The 15,336-nt window shown below is 71.0% G+C and carries 14 protein-coding genes; 9 read left to right on the top strand and 5 right to left on the bottom strand.

Features of this window, described 5'->3' with window-relative positions; translation table 11 throughout:
- Window positions 1-11: 11 nt before the first annotated feature.
- Window positions 12-1,274 carry an outer membrane protein assembly factor BamB family protein gene (locus J8403_RS01145; protein ID WP_211121396.1) on the bottom strand — a complete coding sequence of 421 codons (1,263 nt, stop codon included), beginning with the start codon at window positions 1,272-1,274 and terminating at the stop codon, window positions 12-14.
- Between the two features lie 725 nt (window positions 1,275-1,999).
- Between J8403_RS01145 and J8403_RS43355 the strand changes: the two genes are divergently transcribed.
- Together J8403_RS43355 and J8403_RS01130 are read left to right on the top strand one after the other, a co-directional pair.
- Complete coding sequence (locus tag J8403_RS43355) at window positions 2,000-3,190, top strand: hypothetical protein (protein WP_246585629.1); 1,191 nt, start codon at window positions 2,000-2,002, stop codon at window positions 3,188-3,190.
- 784 nt (window positions 3,191-3,974) lie between these two features.
- The gene (locus tag J8403_RS01130; protein WP_211121395.1) at window positions 3,975-5,681 is read left to right on the top strand and encodes a serine/threonine-protein kinase; all 1,707 of its coding nucleotides are present in this window, start codon (window positions 3,975-3,977) and stop codon (window positions 5,679-5,681) included.
- Between the two features lie 80 nt (window positions 5,682-5,761).
- Here the strand turns inward: J8403_RS01130 and J8403_RS01125 are convergent, their stop codons facing one another.
- Complete coding sequence (locus J8403_RS01125) at window positions 5,762-5,989, bottom strand: hypothetical protein (RefSeq protein WP_425519737.1); 228 nt, start codon at window positions 5,987-5,989, stop codon at window positions 5,762-5,764.
- Between the two features lie 666 nt (window positions 5,990-6,655).
- On the opposite strand from J8403_RS01125, the gene J8403_RS01120 reads away from it, so the two are divergent.
- Together J8403_RS01120 and J8403_RS01115 are read left to right on the top strand one after the other, a co-directional pair.
- Window positions 6,656-8,125 (top strand): FG-GAP repeat protein, encoded by a 1,470-nt coding sequence (locus J8403_RS01120; protein WP_246585628.1) that lies wholly within the window; start codon window positions 6,656-6,658, stop codon window positions 8,123-8,125.
- Window positions 8,126-8,581: 456 nt separating this feature from the next.
- On the top strand, window positions 8,582-8,725 hold the full coding sequence (locus J8403_RS01115) for a DUF305 domain-containing protein (RefSeq protein ID WP_211121393.1): 144 nt from the start codon (window positions 8,582-8,584) through the stop codon (window positions 8,723-8,725).
- 48 nt (window positions 8,726-8,773) lie between these two features.
- Here the strand turns inward: J8403_RS01115 and J8403_RS01110 are convergent, their stop codons facing one another.
- Window positions 8,774-9,706, bottom strand: coding sequence for a hypothetical protein (locus J8403_RS01110; protein WP_211121392.1), 933 nt, complete (start codon window positions 9,704-9,706; stop codon window positions 8,774-8,776).
- Window positions 9,707-9,804: 98 nt separating this feature from the next.
- Complete coding sequence (locus J8403_RS01105) at window positions 9,805-10,257, bottom strand: hypothetical protein (protein WP_211121391.1); 453 nt, start codon at window positions 10,255-10,257, stop codon at window positions 9,805-9,807.
- A 41-nt stretch (window positions 10,258-10,298) separates the two neighbouring features.
- Between J8403_RS01105 and J8403_RS01100 the strand changes: the two genes are divergently transcribed.
- The 3 genes from J8403_RS01100 to J8403_RS44250 are packed head-to-tail and all read left to right on the top strand — an operon-like array spanning window position 10,299 to window position 12,201.
- Window positions 10,299-10,841, top strand: a complete 543-nt coding sequence (locus J8403_RS01100; protein WP_343245359.1) for a Chromate resistance protein ChrB — start codon at window positions 10,299-10,301, stop codon at window positions 10,839-10,841.
- Between the two features lie 44 nt (window positions 10,842-10,885).
- Window positions 10,886-12,019: an MFS transporter gene (locus tag J8403_RS01095; RefSeq protein ID WP_211128022.1), complete on the top strand. Its 1,134-nt coding sequence runs from the start codon at window positions 10,886-10,888 to the stop codon at window positions 12,017-12,019.
- Window positions 12,020-12,066: 47 nt separating this feature from the next.
- A complete protein-coding gene (locus J8403_RS44250) occupies window positions 12,067-12,201 on the top strand; it encodes a hypothetical protein (protein ID WP_281427895.1) in 135 nt (44 codons plus the stop codon).
- Window positions 12,202-12,293: 92 nt separating this feature from the next.
- On the opposite strand, the gene J8403_RS01085 is transcribed toward J8403_RS44250, so the two are convergent.
- Entirely contained in the window at window positions 12,294-12,680 is a 387-nt protein-coding gene (locus J8403_RS01085; RefSeq protein WP_211121390.1) for an ArsR/SmtB family transcription factor, read from the bottom strand.
- A 93-nt stretch (window positions 12,681-12,773) separates the two neighbouring features.
- On the opposite strand from J8403_RS01085, the gene J8403_RS01080 reads away from it, so the two are divergent.
- Together J8403_RS01080 and J8403_RS01075 are read left to right on the top strand one after the other, a co-directional pair.
- On the top strand, window positions 12,774-14,750 hold the full coding sequence (locus tag J8403_RS01080; RefSeq protein WP_281427894.1) for a heavy metal translocating P-type ATPase: 1,977 nt from the start codon (window positions 12,774-12,776) through the stop codon (window positions 14,748-14,750).
- Window positions 14,747-15,166, top strand: a complete 420-nt coding sequence (locus tag J8403_RS01075; RefSeq protein ID WP_211121388.1) for a (2Fe-2S) ferredoxin domain-containing protein — start codon at window positions 14,747-14,749, stop codon at window positions 15,164-15,166. The genes J8403_RS01080 and J8403_RS01075 overlap by 4 nt, the downstream gene beginning before the upstream one ends.
- The last annotated feature ends 170 nt before the right edge of the window (window positions 15,167-15,336 follow it).

Genomic DNA, 15,336 nt, shown 5'->3' with positions numbered 1-15,336 from the left:
GCGGACACGACCTAGGAGGCCGACGGTCCGGTCCAGTCGGCGGCCACATGGCCGATGCGCACCCGCTGCGGGTGGTCGCCGACCGACACGGACGCGGTCTTCTCGCCCGTCGCGAAGTCGATCGCGGTGACCCGGTCGGCACCGCTCTCGGAGACGACGCACGAGGTGCCGTCGCCGCTCACGGTCGCCCAGTACGGCTTCGAGGTCGGCACCAGGGGGCCCTCTTGGAGCGATTCCCGGTCCACGACGGTCGCGTAGTCGTCCATCGTCCCGGCCACGCACAGCTTCTTGCCGTCGGGGCTCATCGACAGGCCGTGGTGGCGGGAGTCATTGACCCAGGTGGTGCGATCCTCACTGGTCGCCGGGTTCTTCGGGAGGGTCTTCGAGCGGGTGATCTTGTCCTTGGCCACGTCGTACTCCAGGAACCCGTTGAAGAAGGACACCTGGAAGTAGAGCTTGGACTCGTCCGGGGTGAAGGCAACCGGCCGGACGGCGTCGGACAGGTCCTTGCGGCCGAAGGCGTCGAGCCGTTCGCGCATGTCGATGACCTTGACCTGCCGATAGGTGTCGGTGTCGACCACGGTGATGTGCCGGTCGCCCTTCGTCCAGTCCATCGACGGATCGTCCAGGTCGGTGTTGACCTCACCGATCGACATGTTCCAGAGATACTTGCCGCCGTCGGTGAAGACGTTCTCATGGGGCTTGTCACCGGCGGAGAACGAACCCAGCTGCTTCCCTGTCTCGATGTCGAGGACATGCACCGTGTTCGAGGTCGAAGCCGACACCGCGACGCGTTTGCCGTCGGGGGACACGGCCATGTGGTCCGCGCGGAATCCCGATACGGGGAAGCGCCAGTTGACCTTGCCCGTCGCGACGTCGATCGAGACAACATCGGCGAAGCTGGGCCGGGAGACGACGATGGCGGAGCCGTCCGGGGTCGAGTACATGTCGTCCACGAACTGGTCGTGCCCTTCACCCGGCCCCAGCCGGATCCCGAGGAAGAAGGCAAGTTTTATGGGGTTGAGGTAGATCTCGGTGAGCCGCTGGTCCTTGTCCGGTATGACGTTGATCCGGCCGATCCTGGCCAAGTCGCCGGTGGACTTGATGACGTCGGCGGTGCCGTCCCAGTTGTTGCCCACGAACATCACCTCCCGCAGCTCGGCCGCCTTCGGCTGTGCGGAGGCGCTCACCGCCGTGGAGCCGGTCACGGCCAGCGCCACGGCGGCGGCGAGGGAGAGAATCATTCGGGTGGAGCCACGGTGCTCGGGAGACATGGTCACTCCATGGGAGGTGGGGGTCTGTCATCGTCGGGGCGCCACCTACTGGAAAGTAATGAAGGTGGGTACCTCTCACAAGAGCTCCGACGGCAAAAAATGACAGGCTCTCAACTTCACCGCCCCATCGGGACGGCGAAGCTCGCCGCGCTCTCTTTATGGTTGATGCCGACGCCGACCCACAGACTGACGTCGGCGTACGCGCCGGCCGCTCGGCCACGGCCCGCAGCCGCAACCCTCTCCTGCCGTCGCCCAGCTCGATGCGAGCGGCACCCGCCGGATGAGCGCCGCCGAAGCCGACATCGAGGCGGCGCCGCTGTACCGGCCCGGCGGGCTGGAGCACCTCGCTCACCTTCGCGAGCGTGGCGTGCTCGGCTCGCCGGATCGGCCCTCCTGACCGTGGTCCGTGACGGGTGCACCCGGCCGGGTGGCCCGGCGGCTCCTCTTGTCCGGTGGGCTGCGGCCGCCCAACTGTACTGACCGTCCCTGACCTGGGTAAGCCGCCCGACCAGCGGCTTACCCAGGCTCGGTCGGCCCGGAAGAGCGGGAGGTGGCTCGTGCAGATGCTCAGGACCGGGCGGAGTGCGAACGCGCGGCCGCGGCCGCCGCCGACGCGATCCGGCAGGCGTTGCCGTGTGAGGACTGCGGGTGGGGAGCGGGTGGCCGGGTTGTGTAAGGCGTGCGGTTGCCGGCGGCGGACCGAGGCCCTGATCGTGGAGGCCGGGATGGCCGTCGCCACCTGGTCCCGCCGACCAGGAGGAGCGGACGACGTCACCGCCCGCGTGAGGGCGTCTCTGGAGACCGACATCGCCACCACCCGGAGCGAGTTCATGGCGCTGATGGAGCCCGGCGAGCTGGACACGGAGCCGGCTGCGACGGCGGCCGGGCTCGCCTTCGCCGCGCTCCAGGCGGCGTGGCAGGCGGCACCGGAGTACCGGCGGTGCGCCCTGGCGATGATGGGCCAGACCGAGGAAGCCGAGGCGGAGGCACGGCGGGCGTATGCGACCGAGCAGAACCGCCGCTGGTTCCGCGCGAACCCGAATGGCGCGGACGCGGTTGCCGCCGCGATGAAGGCAGCCGACGCCGCCCGGGAACGTACCGCCCAGTACCTCCTGGCGACGCGGCTGGAGCAGCTGCGCGAGCAGGCCGCGACCGAGACGGCCGCGGCGTCTCAGTGGGGGACCGGCTGCGCGAGCGCGCCGTACGGCCTGGCCGGTGCGCCCGCTTCGGCTTCTGCTTGCGGTGGCCGCGGTTGTTCTTCGCCTGCTCGCGGGCGGCGACCAGTGCCTGGCGTGCGAGGTCGACGCCGCTCGGCTCGGTGGTCATGCGATCACCGCTCCGGCCGTGCCGCCATCGAGGGGCCGGGCCGGCGGGACGGCCGCGAGCCGCTCGGACTCGGCACCGCGATCACGATGATGATGACCGAACGCGGCATGGTCGCCCCGGCCGCCGCCGGCGGCGTCCTCGCCCGGTTCGACGACATCCTCGCCGCGGCCGCGCCCGAACTCACCGGCCCAGCCTGCGCGGTCGCGTTCGACGTGGATACCGGGCGCCTGGATGTCGTCCCCGACGCCCCGTCCTGCGGCACCAAGCTGCGCTCGAGCGCGCCGAAACTGATCGCGGCGGCCAACACGAAGGGCGCACGGATCTGCACGGCGACGAAACCGGGCCCCACCTCGGATGGCCGGACTTGCCCGGTCAGTGCGGTTTCAGCAGGGAGCGGTGACGTTGCCGCAGTAGATCCAGCCGTAGACGGTGTGTGGGGTGCCGTTGCCGAGTATGTACCGGACGTAATACCAGCGGTTGCCGGACCCGTTAACGGCATAGTGGTCCCAGTCCAAGTGCACGCCAGAGTCGGTTTGGACGACCACATCGCAGCTGGCTGCGTAGCACTCCCTGATCGGGCCTCCGAGTGAGGTGGTGTGATTCCACGACGCCCCTGCCGGGGCCCAAGAGTAGGCCGAGGCTGTGGGGGCGATAGCCACGATGCCGCCGATGAGTGCCATCACCGACGCACTCATGGCCATCGTCCTGCGCAACGTCATAGTCCCCCTCCTGCGGGCAGAAGTTTGGTGGCCATGATCGCCGAGAACCAGCGGGCCATCCGGGCCAGTCACACTATGAGCTGGCCCAAGTTGGGAGAAGACCGCATATCGTCAATATGCGGATGTCAAGCCTGCGGCATTTCCTCAAGCGGTCGCGCAGGTCCTGCCGAGTCCGACGCCTTCCAGACCGGCATGCCGAGGTACGTGGGGGCCCGCTGACCAGGCAAAGAAAGCGCACGACACCAGGCCGGAATCAAACTCTCTCTCCACTGCTGCTACCGCACGTTCCAGGGCGGATGTTCCTCAAGCCCAGGTCAGCCGGCGGGGTGGGACTGAGTGCCTCGGCCTGCATCGTCCGCCACCGTCACAGGCCGCCTTCGCTCCCTCGGCGTACGGGGCCGTGATCGACCCCGCTGGGCTCTACCCCGCGGTCCGTTGCGGGGAGGACCCAACGTCTCCGGCTACCGCGTACTGGCCAACGGGCCGTCGACATGGACGCCACCGATATCCAGCTGTGGAGCCAGGCCGACGAGGACGTGACCCCGGCTGGCTGCTGGGCCTGAGTGCCTGTTTCGAACTAGGCGGTCCGGCATTGGTGCTTGGGTAGGTGTCGAACTGGTTGTTGGTGTGTGTTGTTCCGGTAGAGGGGGGCGCCATGGAGCCGCTGGGGGCTGGGGATCCGGTGCGTGTGAGCGATTTCGTGTTGCGTGGTCGGCTGGGCGCCGGGGGGATGGGGAAGGTGTTTCTGGGCCGGTCGCCGGGTGGGCGGGCGGTGGCGGTGAAGATCGTGCATCCGCATCTGGCGGTGCAGCCGAAGTTCCGGCGTCGTTTCCAACGGGAGGTCACCGCCGCGCGGGCGGTCAGTGGCGCGTTCACCGCGCCGGTCGTGGCGGCGGGCCCGGAGGATGATCCGCCGTGGATCGCGACGGTCTACATTCCGGGGCCGTCCCTGGCCGAGGCCGTAGCCACGGCCGGCCCGCTGCCGGAGGACGCGCTGTGGCCGCTGGCGGCGGGGCTGGTCGAGGCATTGCAGGCCATCCACGCCGAGGGCCTGCTCCACCGCGATCTCAAGCCGTCGAACGTGCTGCTGGCCGCGGACGGCCCGCGCGTGATCGACTTCGGGATCGCCCGGGCGATGGACAGCACCGCGCTGACCGGGACCGGCACGACGATCGGCACCGCGGGGTTCATGTCGCCGGAGCAGGTGGAGGACCAGCCGGTGGGTCTGGCCGGCGACGTCTTCTCGCTCGGCGCCGTGCTCGCCTTCGCCGCCAGCGGCAGCGAACCTTTCGGCCAGGGCCCGCCGCTGGGCATCCTGCACCGCGTCGTCACCGGAGAGCCACGGCTGGACGGGCTGCCGGACCCGGTACGCGCCCTGGTCATCGCGTGCCTGGCGAAGAAGCCGGCCGACCGCCCCACCACCGCGCAACTCCTCGAACAGATCGCCGCACACTGGGACGCGCCCGACGACTTCCCTTTCACCCCGCTCTGGCCGGAGGCCGTGACCACCCTCATCGACACACACGCCACCCCCGCCACCGCGCGCTACACCGAGCACGTCCTCACGCCGCCCCTCCTCCATTCCGCGCCCACGATCACCACACCCCAACGGGACGCCCCCGAACCAACGGGCCGGACAACCGGCTTCACCGAGGACCCCGCGCGCCTGCCCCAGCCCGCCCGTCCCCGCGCGCTGCGCCGCCGCCGCCGACACGCCTTGAAGCTCGGGGAAGCGGGGGAGCACGCGGAGGCCGCACGTCTGCTGGCCGAGGTCGTAGCTGACTCGGCACGCGTCCTGGGTCCCGATCACCCCGACACCCTGGGCAACCGCGGCAACCATGCCAGCGAGCTCGGAGCGGCGGGGGAGCACGCGGAGGCGGCTCGGTTGTTCGCCGAGCTGGCCGCCGACCGGGCACGCGTGCTGGGGCCTGACCACCCCGACACCCTGAGTGCCCGCTTCCTGCACGCCACCAACCTCGGGGAAGCGGGGGATCACGCGGAGGCCGCACGTCTGCTGGCCGAGGTCGTGGCCGACCGGGCACGTGTCCTGGGAGCCGACCACCACCACGCCCTAGCCGCCCGCCGGCGGCACGCCGGCTTCGTCGGAGAGGCCGGGGATCACGCGGAGTCGGCGCGACTGCATGCCGAGCTGGCTGCCGACCGGGCGCGTGTGCTGGGAGCCGACCACTACGACACCCTGCTCAGCCGCCATCTCCATGCCTGGGAACTCGGAGAGGCCGGGGAGCATGCGGAGGCGGCACGGCTGTACGCCGAGATCGCCGTCGACTCGGCACGCGTGCTGGGGCCTGACCACCCCGACACCCTGAGTGCTCGGTCGTTTTCAGACCGCTGGAGCGAGTGAGGAGGCCTCGCGGCTGGCTGTGGTCGGCGGCCGCCGCGGTGATGCACGGACCATGCCTCCGCTCGGGGCAGCGATTGTCATCACCTGACCTCACGCCGGGCGAGCTCCTTGAGCTCCATGCGCGCGGCCGGTGTGCCCGAGGGGCCACACCAGTACGGGTGTCCGGCGATCTGCCTCGACAGCTCCTGCAGGCGTTGGCGGTTCCTCGTAGTGCTTGCCGTCGGACCGGATTCGGCGAGCTGCCAGTACGTGCGGTACCAGGCGGTCTGCGCCTCCACGAGGTCGAGGGGGAATTCGTGCTGGCTCATGTCTCGCATTAGATCGTGTGTTCGAATTTTGGAGCAACCGGACGCCACGAGGGCGTGCAGCAGGAGGTCGGTGCGGGAGGTCTCCGGTTGATATGCCTACGTGCTCGAGGGCGGCTGGAGCATCGCTGCCGCGTATCCACTTTGGGGTGACACCTCGGGGGAGCGTTCGGCCCCGCAGGGCGGGCCACGGTGACGGTCATGATGATTCGTCGCTGGGCCGCTGCGGCGGGCCGCCACGCCGGGCTACAGGCATCGGTCTGCCGCCAGCCCATTCGGAGCGGTTGGCTGGCTATGTCGAAGGCCTGCGGTTGGTATGGCCGTCGTCGCGCCGACTTCGCGGTGGATACCCACTGCTGCGCGCCCTCACCTCGCCCCGCATCCGGTGGTCGCGGAGACCATGCTCGGCGTGCGGGGCAATTCGATGTGCACGGTCGCCCTGCCGCCGGCTCGTTGCCTGGAGTGCGGGCAGCGTGCGAGCTGCCCCGTATGCCGACTCCCGGACGGCCCTGGTGGGCAGCCGTCATCGGTCGGCCGTCCGTGTCCGCTCGGGTCGAGGTCCGCCTACCGTTAACCCGGCGCCAACCACCGGTGAACTCCGTGCAACCAGCGCCGCCCTTCGGTGGTCACACCGGATGACCCGCATCCGTCGACCGAGTGGGAGCCTCCGTGCCACACAGCTGCCGCACCCTGACGTACGCCATCGCAGCCGCCGCTGTGGCCACCGCCGGGTTCGTGTTCCCGTCCGGCGTCACCGCTGCCGCACCCCGTAGCGCCACGAGCGACTTCGACGGCGACGGCTACGCGGACCTCGCCGTCGGCGTCCCGGACGGGACCGTCGGCGGCCAGGCCAAGGCCGGGTATGTGAACGTCGTCTGGGGCGGCCCGAAGGGTGTCGGCGGCTACGGGAGCATCCGTGTCACCCAGGCCACTCCCGAGGTTCCCGGCGCCCCGGAGGCGGGTGACCGCTTCGGCGCATCCGTGGCCCTGGTGGACCTCAACGGCGACGGCATCGCGGAACTGCTCGCCGGTGTCCCCGGCGAGGACGTCACCGACCGCGGTACGGACGCAGGCATGGTCATCGCCATAGGCGGCTCGACGGACGGGCCGGGACCGGGGGCGACGGTCCTGACCGGGCCGTCGCCGTCGGCCGCGTACGGCACATCGGTCGCGGCAGCCGAGCTGACGGGCGACGACAACAAGGAGATCGTGATCGGCGGCACGGACAAGGTCCTCGCTCGTGTCATCCAGGGTGAGGACAGCATGATCACCACCGTCGTCGCCGCCCCTATGGGCGGCCGCGCCCCCGTCCTGACCACCGGCGACTTCGACAGCGACGGCACGGCGGACCTGGCCGTGGCGTACTGGACCGCGGGCAGCCCCAACACGCAGTCTCACGTGCGGCTGTGGAAGTGGGACGCCGACCGGTCCGAGATGGCCAACTTCTGGAACACGGACAACGCCGGCGTGACCGCCCTGGCCGCCGGCGACTTCGACGGCGACGGCCACGACGACCTGGCCCTCGGCGAGTGCCGTGAGATCGCCGACGAGAACATCGACGACCCGTGCGGCCCCGAAAAGCTCGCCAAGGGGGGCGGCATCCACCTCCACTACGGAAGCCCCGCGAGCGGCTCGTTCGGCAGCCGCGCCCAGACTCTCAACCAGGACACGGCGGGCGTCCCGGGCGTGGCCGAGGACGGCGACCGCTTCGGCGCCGCCCTCGCTGTCGCCGACGTCAACCGCGACGGTCGCGACGACCTGATCGTGGGTGCTCCTGGTGAGGCCATCGGAAGCGAAGCGGGGGCGGGCGCCGCCTGGCTGCTCTCCGGCAGCGCTCAGGGCCTGCTCGACGCAGGCGGCGCCGCCACATCCGTCTCCTGGAACCAGGACACGCCCGGTGTCCCGGGCGTCGCCGAGGCCGGCGACGCCTTCGGCGCGGCGGTCGCCTCGGGCGACTGCAACGCCGACGGCGTACCGGATGTCACGGTCGGATCCCCTGGAGAGAACGCCTCCCTGGGCGCCGCATGGCTCTTCCGCAGCGGCTCGGCCGCCGGCTCGACGGCCCTCTCGCCCCGCACACTCGGCCTCCCGAACCTGTCCACGGCTCAGAAATACGGCAAGCCGCTCAGCAGCCACTGAGTGCGCCCTACGGTCGTTCGAGAATGGCCCCGCCACGACGAGCGGCCCTTCGTACGGGACCTGCGCCCGCTGAAGGACGATGGGCACCTGCAGTTCGCCACGACGGCTAACGTATGGATCCACGACGGCGCAGTCTCCTGGGCCGCGCTCACCACACTCCCCAGCGGGAAGGCCCGCGCGTGTCAGGGCCGGCCGCGGCGTCCGGCCGACGAGCTCGAGCCCGCCTGGGCCTGGTGGCTGGCCGAGGGGCGGCCGACTCTGGACGACTTCGGCATGACCGTGGAACCGGAGCGCCAGTATGTATGGTGCCGGGATCCGGCAACGTGGTCGCGCTGGCCGCTCCAGGCATACAGCCGGGCCTCGGTGTCGAGGCAGCGACATCACTGCCGCGGTGCTCGTCACTGCGTCAGGAGCTGAACCAGGGCTTCATCAGGCGATCGGTCGATACGCCCGGACATGATGGCCAGGACCGAACAACAGCACGGCGCCTACGGCCCGGCCAAGAAGATGGCGGCCGACATCGTCACCACCCAGACGGCCGAGATCACCCGGATGCGCACCATGCTGGCCACCAGCTCGCCCACCACGACGGAACAGTGAATGTCCGCCGGGGGACAGCACCGCGGTGCCGCCCCCAGCGGGGGCGTATCAGCTGACGCGCAGGGTGAGCGCGGCGGTGTGCAGCGTGCCGCCGGTCTGGAACTGCAGGAACAGCCGCCAGTTGCCGGACTTGGGCAGCATGGCCTGGAAGGCCAGGTCCGGTCCGCCCTTGTCGCTCTCCACCTTGGTCTGCGGGTGGAGATGGGCGAACGCCTGGTCGCCCTCGTGGAAGGCCGTCAGGTGAGCGTAGGTCTCCAAGTAGGGCCGCAGGTCGGTGACCGGCTTGCCGTCCCTGCTGACGCTGACCGTCATCGGGTGGGTCATGCCGGCCATGAGATCGCCCCTGACGGTGACCGTGTAGCCGTCGACGTCGGCGCTGCCTGCTGCGGCGGGCAGCGGGGCGCGCCGCGCGTCGCCGGGAGCGGTGACGGTGCGGCTGAGGACGAAGTCCTTGCCCTTGCCAGGGCCGCTGTCCGGGGTGAAGGAGGCGTACACGCGCCACTTCCCCGGCTTCAAAGCCGCGAGGTCGGCGGTCCAGGTGCCGTTGTCGTCCATGGTGGGGTGCAGGTGCTGGAAGCCGGTCAGGTCCGAGCGGATGGCGTAGAAGTGCATCCGCTTCGTCTGGTCCACAGCGAAGCCGGTGACCGGCTTGCCGTCCTCACCGGTGATCCGGAACCTGTATGCGGCCTCCTTGCCCGCCGGGAGCTTCGTGGTGGTGGAGGTCAGCTTGTAGCCGTCCTTGGCGTCGGCCAGACCGTCGCCCATGCTGCCGTGGTCCATACCCGGCATGGAACCGTGATCACGGTCCTTACCGGCCGCGGAGGCCGAGGCGGAGGGCTTGGAACCGTGGTCCATGCCGGACATGGACGAGTCGGAGTCCTTCGACGATCCGCAGGCCGCCAGCGTCGTCGCCAGGACGACGGCCGTACCCGCTGCGGACAGGGCACGACGGCGAGAGAAGAGACGAGAGGTGAACGACATCACACAGTGCTTTCGGGGTGTGCGCGCCGTACGGGCGCGCGGGTGATCAGGACACGTGGCCCGAAGCCCGCGCCAATCCGGGCTCGAGCGAGGTCCTGTCACCTCCGCGCGATGCAGACTCTCAGCAGCAGCTCCCGCCCGCCACCGGGTGGGCCACGTCGGCCGGCTTCCCGGGCTGCCAACCCACGCCCGGCCAGCACCTCCAGGGACGACACCGCGACGGCCACAGCCGCCAGAGCCCACACCGGTGCCAGCAGCAGCCGCTCACGCGCGGGGGTCGCCACACACTGGGCACCGTGCCCGCCGGATCCCGTCTGCGGCACGGCATGAGGCGGCGCATGGCTGGTGGCGGCCGGGGACATCGAGGTAACGCCATGACGGCCGCTGTCGGCCTGCCCGACGTGCTCCACGGAGGTGGACACGGGCATCGCATCGTGACAACCACTGGCGGCCGTGGCCGGAGCACCGTGCATGAGGAACAGGCCGAACAGCACCGCGCACACGGCCAGCAACCGGGCAACAGCCCGCCTGCGCGCGTACACGGTGCCCATCACAGCCTCTCCCTCACCAGACGCCCTCGAGCCGCGGGCCGATAACCACCCTCGACCATACCCCCACCCCCTATTGTTGGCGGCAGGCGGCAGGCGGCAGGCGGCAGGCGGCAGGCGGCAGGCGGCAGGCGGCAGGCGGCAGGCGGCAGGCGGCAGGCGGCAGGCGGCAGGCGGCAGGCGGCAGGCGGCAGGCGGCAGGCGGCAGGCGGCAGGCGGCAGGCGGTCAGGCCGTGACCCTGCACGCGGCCGGACGCTCACCCGAGGACGCAGCAGGTTTCGAGGCGATGTTCACGGCTGCCCGCAGCGCCGGCTGGGCCGAGTTCCTTGCCGACTGCGGGAAGTTCGAGCAGGAGATCGCCAAGGAGATCCGTAACGCCAGATTCACCCTCGCCGAACTGGAGGAAGAGGAGCAGAGCCTGGACCGCCTGCGACGCTGGCACCGCGACCTCACGGCCCGCGATGTTTTCGGCGCACCCGAGGCTCCCCAGGCCGCCGAACGCCTCAAGCAGTGCACGGCGGTCTGCGAGGACTACGCCGAACGCGTCTTCACCGCCCTGCACCGCAGCCAGGGGGACCAGGCATGAGCGAGGTATCCCGCACCGGCCGGCCCCCTGCGCCGAGACGGTCCATGTGGCCCCTGTACGCGGCCGGGTTCACCACCGCCTTCGGCGCCCACGGCATCGCCGCCAACCTCGGCGGCTTCTCCGGCGACGCCGTCACCTCCCTGCTCGTCCTCGGCGGTCTGCTCGCCCTCTACGACGGCGCCGAAGTCGTCCTCAAGCCCCTCTTCGGTTCGCTGGCCGACAAGATCGGCGCAAAGCCCGTCCTCCTCGGCGGCCTGATCTCCTTCGCCGCCGCCTCCGCCCTCTACGCGATCGCGGACAGCCCCGGCTGGCTGTGGGCCGCCCGTCTCGGCCAGGGCGCCGCCGCATCCGCGTTCTCCCCCTCCGCCTCCGCACTCGTCGTCCGCCTCAACCCGGCCGCCAAACTCGGCAGTTACGGCTTCCACAAGTCCATCGGCTACACCCTCGGCCCGCTCCTCGGCGGCGTCCTGGTCTGGGCCGGCGGGCTGCGCCTGCTGTTCACCGTCATGGCAGTCCTCGCCGCGGCCGTCGCGCTGTGGGCCACGTTCGCCGTCCCGGCCGTTCCGCCGCTGCCCAAGGAGCGCCAGACCCTCGCCGACCTCGCCCGCCGGCTGACCGACCGCTCCTTCCTCGCCCCCACTGCGGCCCTGGTCGGCGCCGCCGCCGCTCTGTCGGTCGGTGTCGGGTTCCTTCCCGTCTCGGGAGCCGCGGCCGGTCTCGGCACGGTGGCCACCGGCGCGGCCGTCTCCGCCCTGGCCGCCTGCGCCGCCGTCGTGCAGCCGTACGCCGGGAGCGCCCTGGACTCCGGGCGCCTCACCACCCGTACGGGTCTCGCGGCCGGCCTCGCGATCACCGCGGTCGGCCTGCTCTGCGCGATGCTGCCCGGCGTGACCGGCGTACTCGCCGCGGCGGTCCTCATCGGTGTGGGCACCGGGCTGATCACCCCGCTCGGCTTCACCGCCCTCGCCACCAGCACCCCCGAGGAACGGATGGGCCAGACGATGGGATCGGCGGAACTCGGCCGCGAACTCGGCGACGCCGGAGGCCCCCTGCTGGTGGCCGCCGTCGCCGCCACCACCGCCCTCACCTACGGCTTCGCCGTCCTGGCAGCCTTCCTGGCCATCGGCCCCCTCCTCGCCCTGGCGCTACGGGGCCGCACCACCCCGGCAACTCGATAGCACCCGGCATACCGCCAGCGCGGCGCATCCCGCTCGCGGTGTGGATCGTGGCCGGGCGGTACTTCGCCACGCGGCCCGTCATCGCCAGGGCCCTCAGCCGCTGGGGACACGTCCTGCGCTCATTGGTCCTGAGCGGTATCGGCCTGCTCATCCTTGTCGAGGGCGGCGCCTTCGGCCTGTAGACGGTCACCGGTGCGTGAGCGGCGGCACCGTCCGGTGTCGCCGCTCGGTGTTTTGCCGTTACGGCTGCCCCGAGAGCCGCGGCCTGTTCGTCTCAGTCGGCGGTGACGGATTCGGGCGCGGCGGCCGGGCTGTCGCGGACCCCGAGGCGCAGGTGCTCGACGTGGTAGAGGGCCTGGTCGAGGAGTTCGGCGACGTGGTTGTCGTAGAGGGCGTACACGATCGAGCGGCCGTGTCGTTCGCCGGTGACCAGCCCGAGGTTGCGCAGCAGGCGCAGCTGGTGGGAGCAGGCGGAGGCTTCCATGCCGACCGCGTCGGCGAGGTCGCTCACCGAGCAGGGTCCTTCCTGGAGGCGGGCCAGGATGTAGAGGCGTGAAGGGGTGGCGAGGGCCTGGAGGGTGGAGGCCACGTCGGTGGTGCCGACCGCGTCGAGGCGCTCGCGGGTGGTGGCGCTGCTGGCGGTGTCGGTTCCGTGGCCCATGGGGGACATCATACCGGCAACATATGAAGACCTGTTCAGATGTTCCTGTATGGTGAAAGTGTAGCCCCGCCCGCCCGTGAAGGGTTCTTTGTCATGTCTTCTGTCCTGGATCAGAGGCCCATGCGGGCTGTCCCGGGGCCGCGCCCGGCCCCGTCCGGGCGGCGCACCCGGCTGCTGGCGCTGCCGGAGGCCCGGTGGGCGCTCGCCGCGCTGGTCCTGTTCCTGGCCGCACTCCCGCTCTACCTGCTCGATGCCCCGGCGTGGCTGTGGGGGTCGCTGTTCACCGCCACCTACATCACAGGCGGATGGGAGCCGGGATGGGAGGGCTTGAAGGCCGTCAAGGACAAGACTTTGGACGTGGATCTGCTGATGGTGGTGGCCGCCCTCGGCGCCGCCGCGATCGGTCAGATCCTGGACGGCGCACTGCTGATCGTCATCTTCGCGACCTCCGGCGCCCTGGAAGCCGTCGCGACCGCCCGCACCGCGGACTCGGTCCGCGGCCTGCTCGCCCTCGCCCCCTCCACCGCGACCCGCCTCTTGGCCGACGGCACGGGGGAGACGGTCCCCGCCGGGGACCTGAAGATCGGAGACACGGTCCTGGTGCGGCCCGGCGAACGGATCGGCGCCGACGGGCAGGTCCTGGAAGGCGCCAGCGACGTCGACCAGGCCACCATCACCGGCGAGCCCCTGCCCGTGGCCAAGCAGACAGGGGACGCGGTGTTCGCCGGCACGGTGAACGGCACCGGCGCCCTGCGCGTGCGGGTCGAACGGGATCCGGTGGACTCGGTGATCGCCCGGATCGTGAAGATGGTCGAGGAAGCCTCCGAGACCAAGGCCCCCACTCAGCTGTTCATCGAGAAGATCGAGCAGCGGTACTCGATCGGCATGGTCATCGCGACCCTCGCCGTCTTCGCGATCCCGCTCCCCTTCGGCTCGGCCCTCCAGCCCGCCCTCCTCCGGGCGATGACCTTCATGATCGTCGCTTCACCATGCGCGGTGGTGCTGTCCACGATGCCGCCGCTGCTGTCCGCCATCGCCAACGCCGGACGCCACGGCGTGCTGGCAAAGTCCGCCGTCGTGATGGAGCGCCTGGGCCAGGTCGACGCCGTCGCCCTCGACAAGACCGGCACCCTCACCGAAGGCACCCCCCGGGTCACCGACATCCGCCCCCTGCCCGGCACCGGACTGGACGAGGACGAGCTGCTGTCGCTCGCGGCCGCGGCGGAGCACCCCAGCGAGCATCCCCTCGCCCGTGCCGTTGTCGACGCCGCCCGAGAACGCGGCCTCGACCTCGCCGATGCGGTCGACTTCGCCTCCGCAACCGGCCAGGGCGTAAGCGCCGTCATCGACGGGCGGACCGTCCAGATCGGCGCTCCGGGCCGCCTCGTCCACACCGGCGGCCCGCAAGCAGACGCCGTGGTGGGAGCCCTCGAAGACGACGGCCGCACCGCGGTCCTCGTCCTCCGCGACGGAGCACCGGTCGGGGTCCTGGGCATCGCCGACCGACTCCGCCCCGACGCCAGGGCCACCGTGGCCGCGCTCACCAAACTCACCGGCCGCACCCCGGTCCTGCTGACCGGCGACAACGAACGCGCCGCCGGCCACCTGGCCGCCGAGGTCGGCATCACCGACGTCCGCGCCGGACTCCTGCCGCAAGGCAAAGTGACAGCGGTCAAGGAGTGGGAGGCCGAAGGCCGCAAGGTCCTGGTCGTCGGCGACGGCGTCAACGACGCCCCGGCTCTCGCTGCCGCGCACATGGGCATCGCCATGGGGAAGGCCGGATCCGACCTCGCGCTGGAGACGGCCGACGCCGTCGTCGTCCGCGACGAACTCGCCACGATCCCCGCGGTCGTGGCCCTCTCCCGCAAGGCCCGCCGCCTGGTCGCGCAGAACCTGGTCATCGCCGGGATCTTCATCACTCTCCTGGTGGCCTGGGACCTGATCGCCACCCTCCGACTGCCGCTCGGCGTCGCCGGCCACGAAGGCTCCACCGTCATCGTCGGCCTCAACGGCCTGCGCCTGCTCCGCGAAGCCGCCTGGAAGAGCACCCTCCGAGGAGGTGCCGTATGAGCAAACGCTCCCGCCGCACTGCGCCCGCCCCGGCATCCCGGGCAGGAGCAGCACGGACCACGGTCACCGTCTGCCGCGGCTGCTGCTGCGGCACCGAGGCCAAGGTTCCCGGTCTCGACCACGCCGCCCAACTCCGCGAACTGCGCAGCGCCCTGGACGGCGCCGCGACCGTACGGGTCACGAACTGCCTCGACGCGTGCGAGCGTGCCAACGTCATCGTGGTGCAGCCCTCCGTCGCCGGCCGGAAAGCAGGTGGGCGGCCCGTCTGGCTCGGCCTGGGCAACGGATCTGACGCCATCGGCGACATCACCGCGTGGATCGCCACCGGCGGGCCGGGCATCAGCGAACCACCGGGCATCCTCGACGTCTACGCCTTCACTCCCTCCCGCCGCGTACGGGCCGAGGCTGATAGATGATCTACACCCGCGACCTCCGCCCAACACCGGCATGACCTCCCCGAACGAACCTCAGGCCACCACCCTGACCAGCTACTTCAAGAGGCGCAGCTTCACTGGAGCTCGCAGCCACGGAGTGTCACGGAGTCCACGTAGGTTTCCGAATCTCGATCGCCGGCTACCGGAAAGTC

This window comes from Streptomyces yatensis, from assembly GCF_018069625.1.
Lineage (GTDB): Bacteria > Actinomycetota > Actinomycetes > Streptomycetales > Streptomycetaceae > Streptomyces > Streptomyces yatensis.
Note: the sequence above shows the minus strand (reverse complement) of the source record. Positions and strands in the feature narration are given on the sequence as shown.

What these genes read in the sequence shown, in the direction of transcription:
- J8403_RS01145 (WP_211121396.1), bottom strand. Translation starts at nt 1,274, where the DNA reads ATGTCTCCCGAGCACCGTGGCTCCACCCGAATGATTCTCTCCCTCGCC.
- J8403_RS43355 (WP_246585629.1), top strand. Translation starts at nt 2,000, where the DNA reads ATGGCCGTCGCCACCTGGTCCCGCCGACCAGGAGGAGCGGACGACGTC.
- J8403_RS01130 (WP_211121395.1), top strand. Translation starts at nt 3,975, where the DNA reads ATGGAGCCGCTGGGGGCTGGGGATCCGGTGCGTGTGAGCGATTTCGTG.
- J8403_RS01125 (WP_425519737.1), bottom strand. Translation starts at nt 5,989, where the DNA reads ATGAGCCAGCACGAATTCCCCCTCGACCTCGTGGAGGCGCAGACCGCC.
- J8403_RS01115 (WP_211121393.1), top strand. Translation starts at nt 8,582, where the DNA reads ATGATGGCCAGGACCGAACAACAGCACGGCGCCTACGGCCCGGCCAAG.
- J8403_RS01110 (WP_211121392.1), bottom strand. Translation starts at nt 9,706, where the DNA reads ATGTCGTTCACCTCTCGTCTCTTCTCTCGCCGTCGTGCCCTGTCCGCA.
- J8403_RS01105 (WP_211121391.1), bottom strand. Translation starts at nt 10,257, where the DNA reads ATGGGCACCGTGTACGCGCGCAGGCGGGCTGTTGCCCGGTTGCTGGCC.
- J8403_RS01095 (WP_211128022.1), top strand. Translation starts at nt 10,886, where the DNA reads ATGTGGCCCCTGTACGCGGCCGGGTTCACCACCGCCTTCGGCGCCCAC.
- J8403_RS01085 (WP_211121390.1), bottom strand. Translation starts at nt 12,680, where the DNA reads ATGGGCCACGGAACCGACACCGCCAGCAGCGCCACCACCCGCGAGCGC.
- J8403_RS01080 (WP_281427894.1), top strand. Translation starts at nt 12,774, where the DNA reads ATGTCTTCTGTCCTGGATCAGAGGCCCATGCGGGCTGTCCCGGGGCCG.
- J8403_RS01075 (WP_211121388.1), top strand. Translation starts at nt 14,747, where the DNA reads ATGAGCAAACGCTCCCGCCGCACTGCGCCCGCCCCGGCATCCCGGGCA.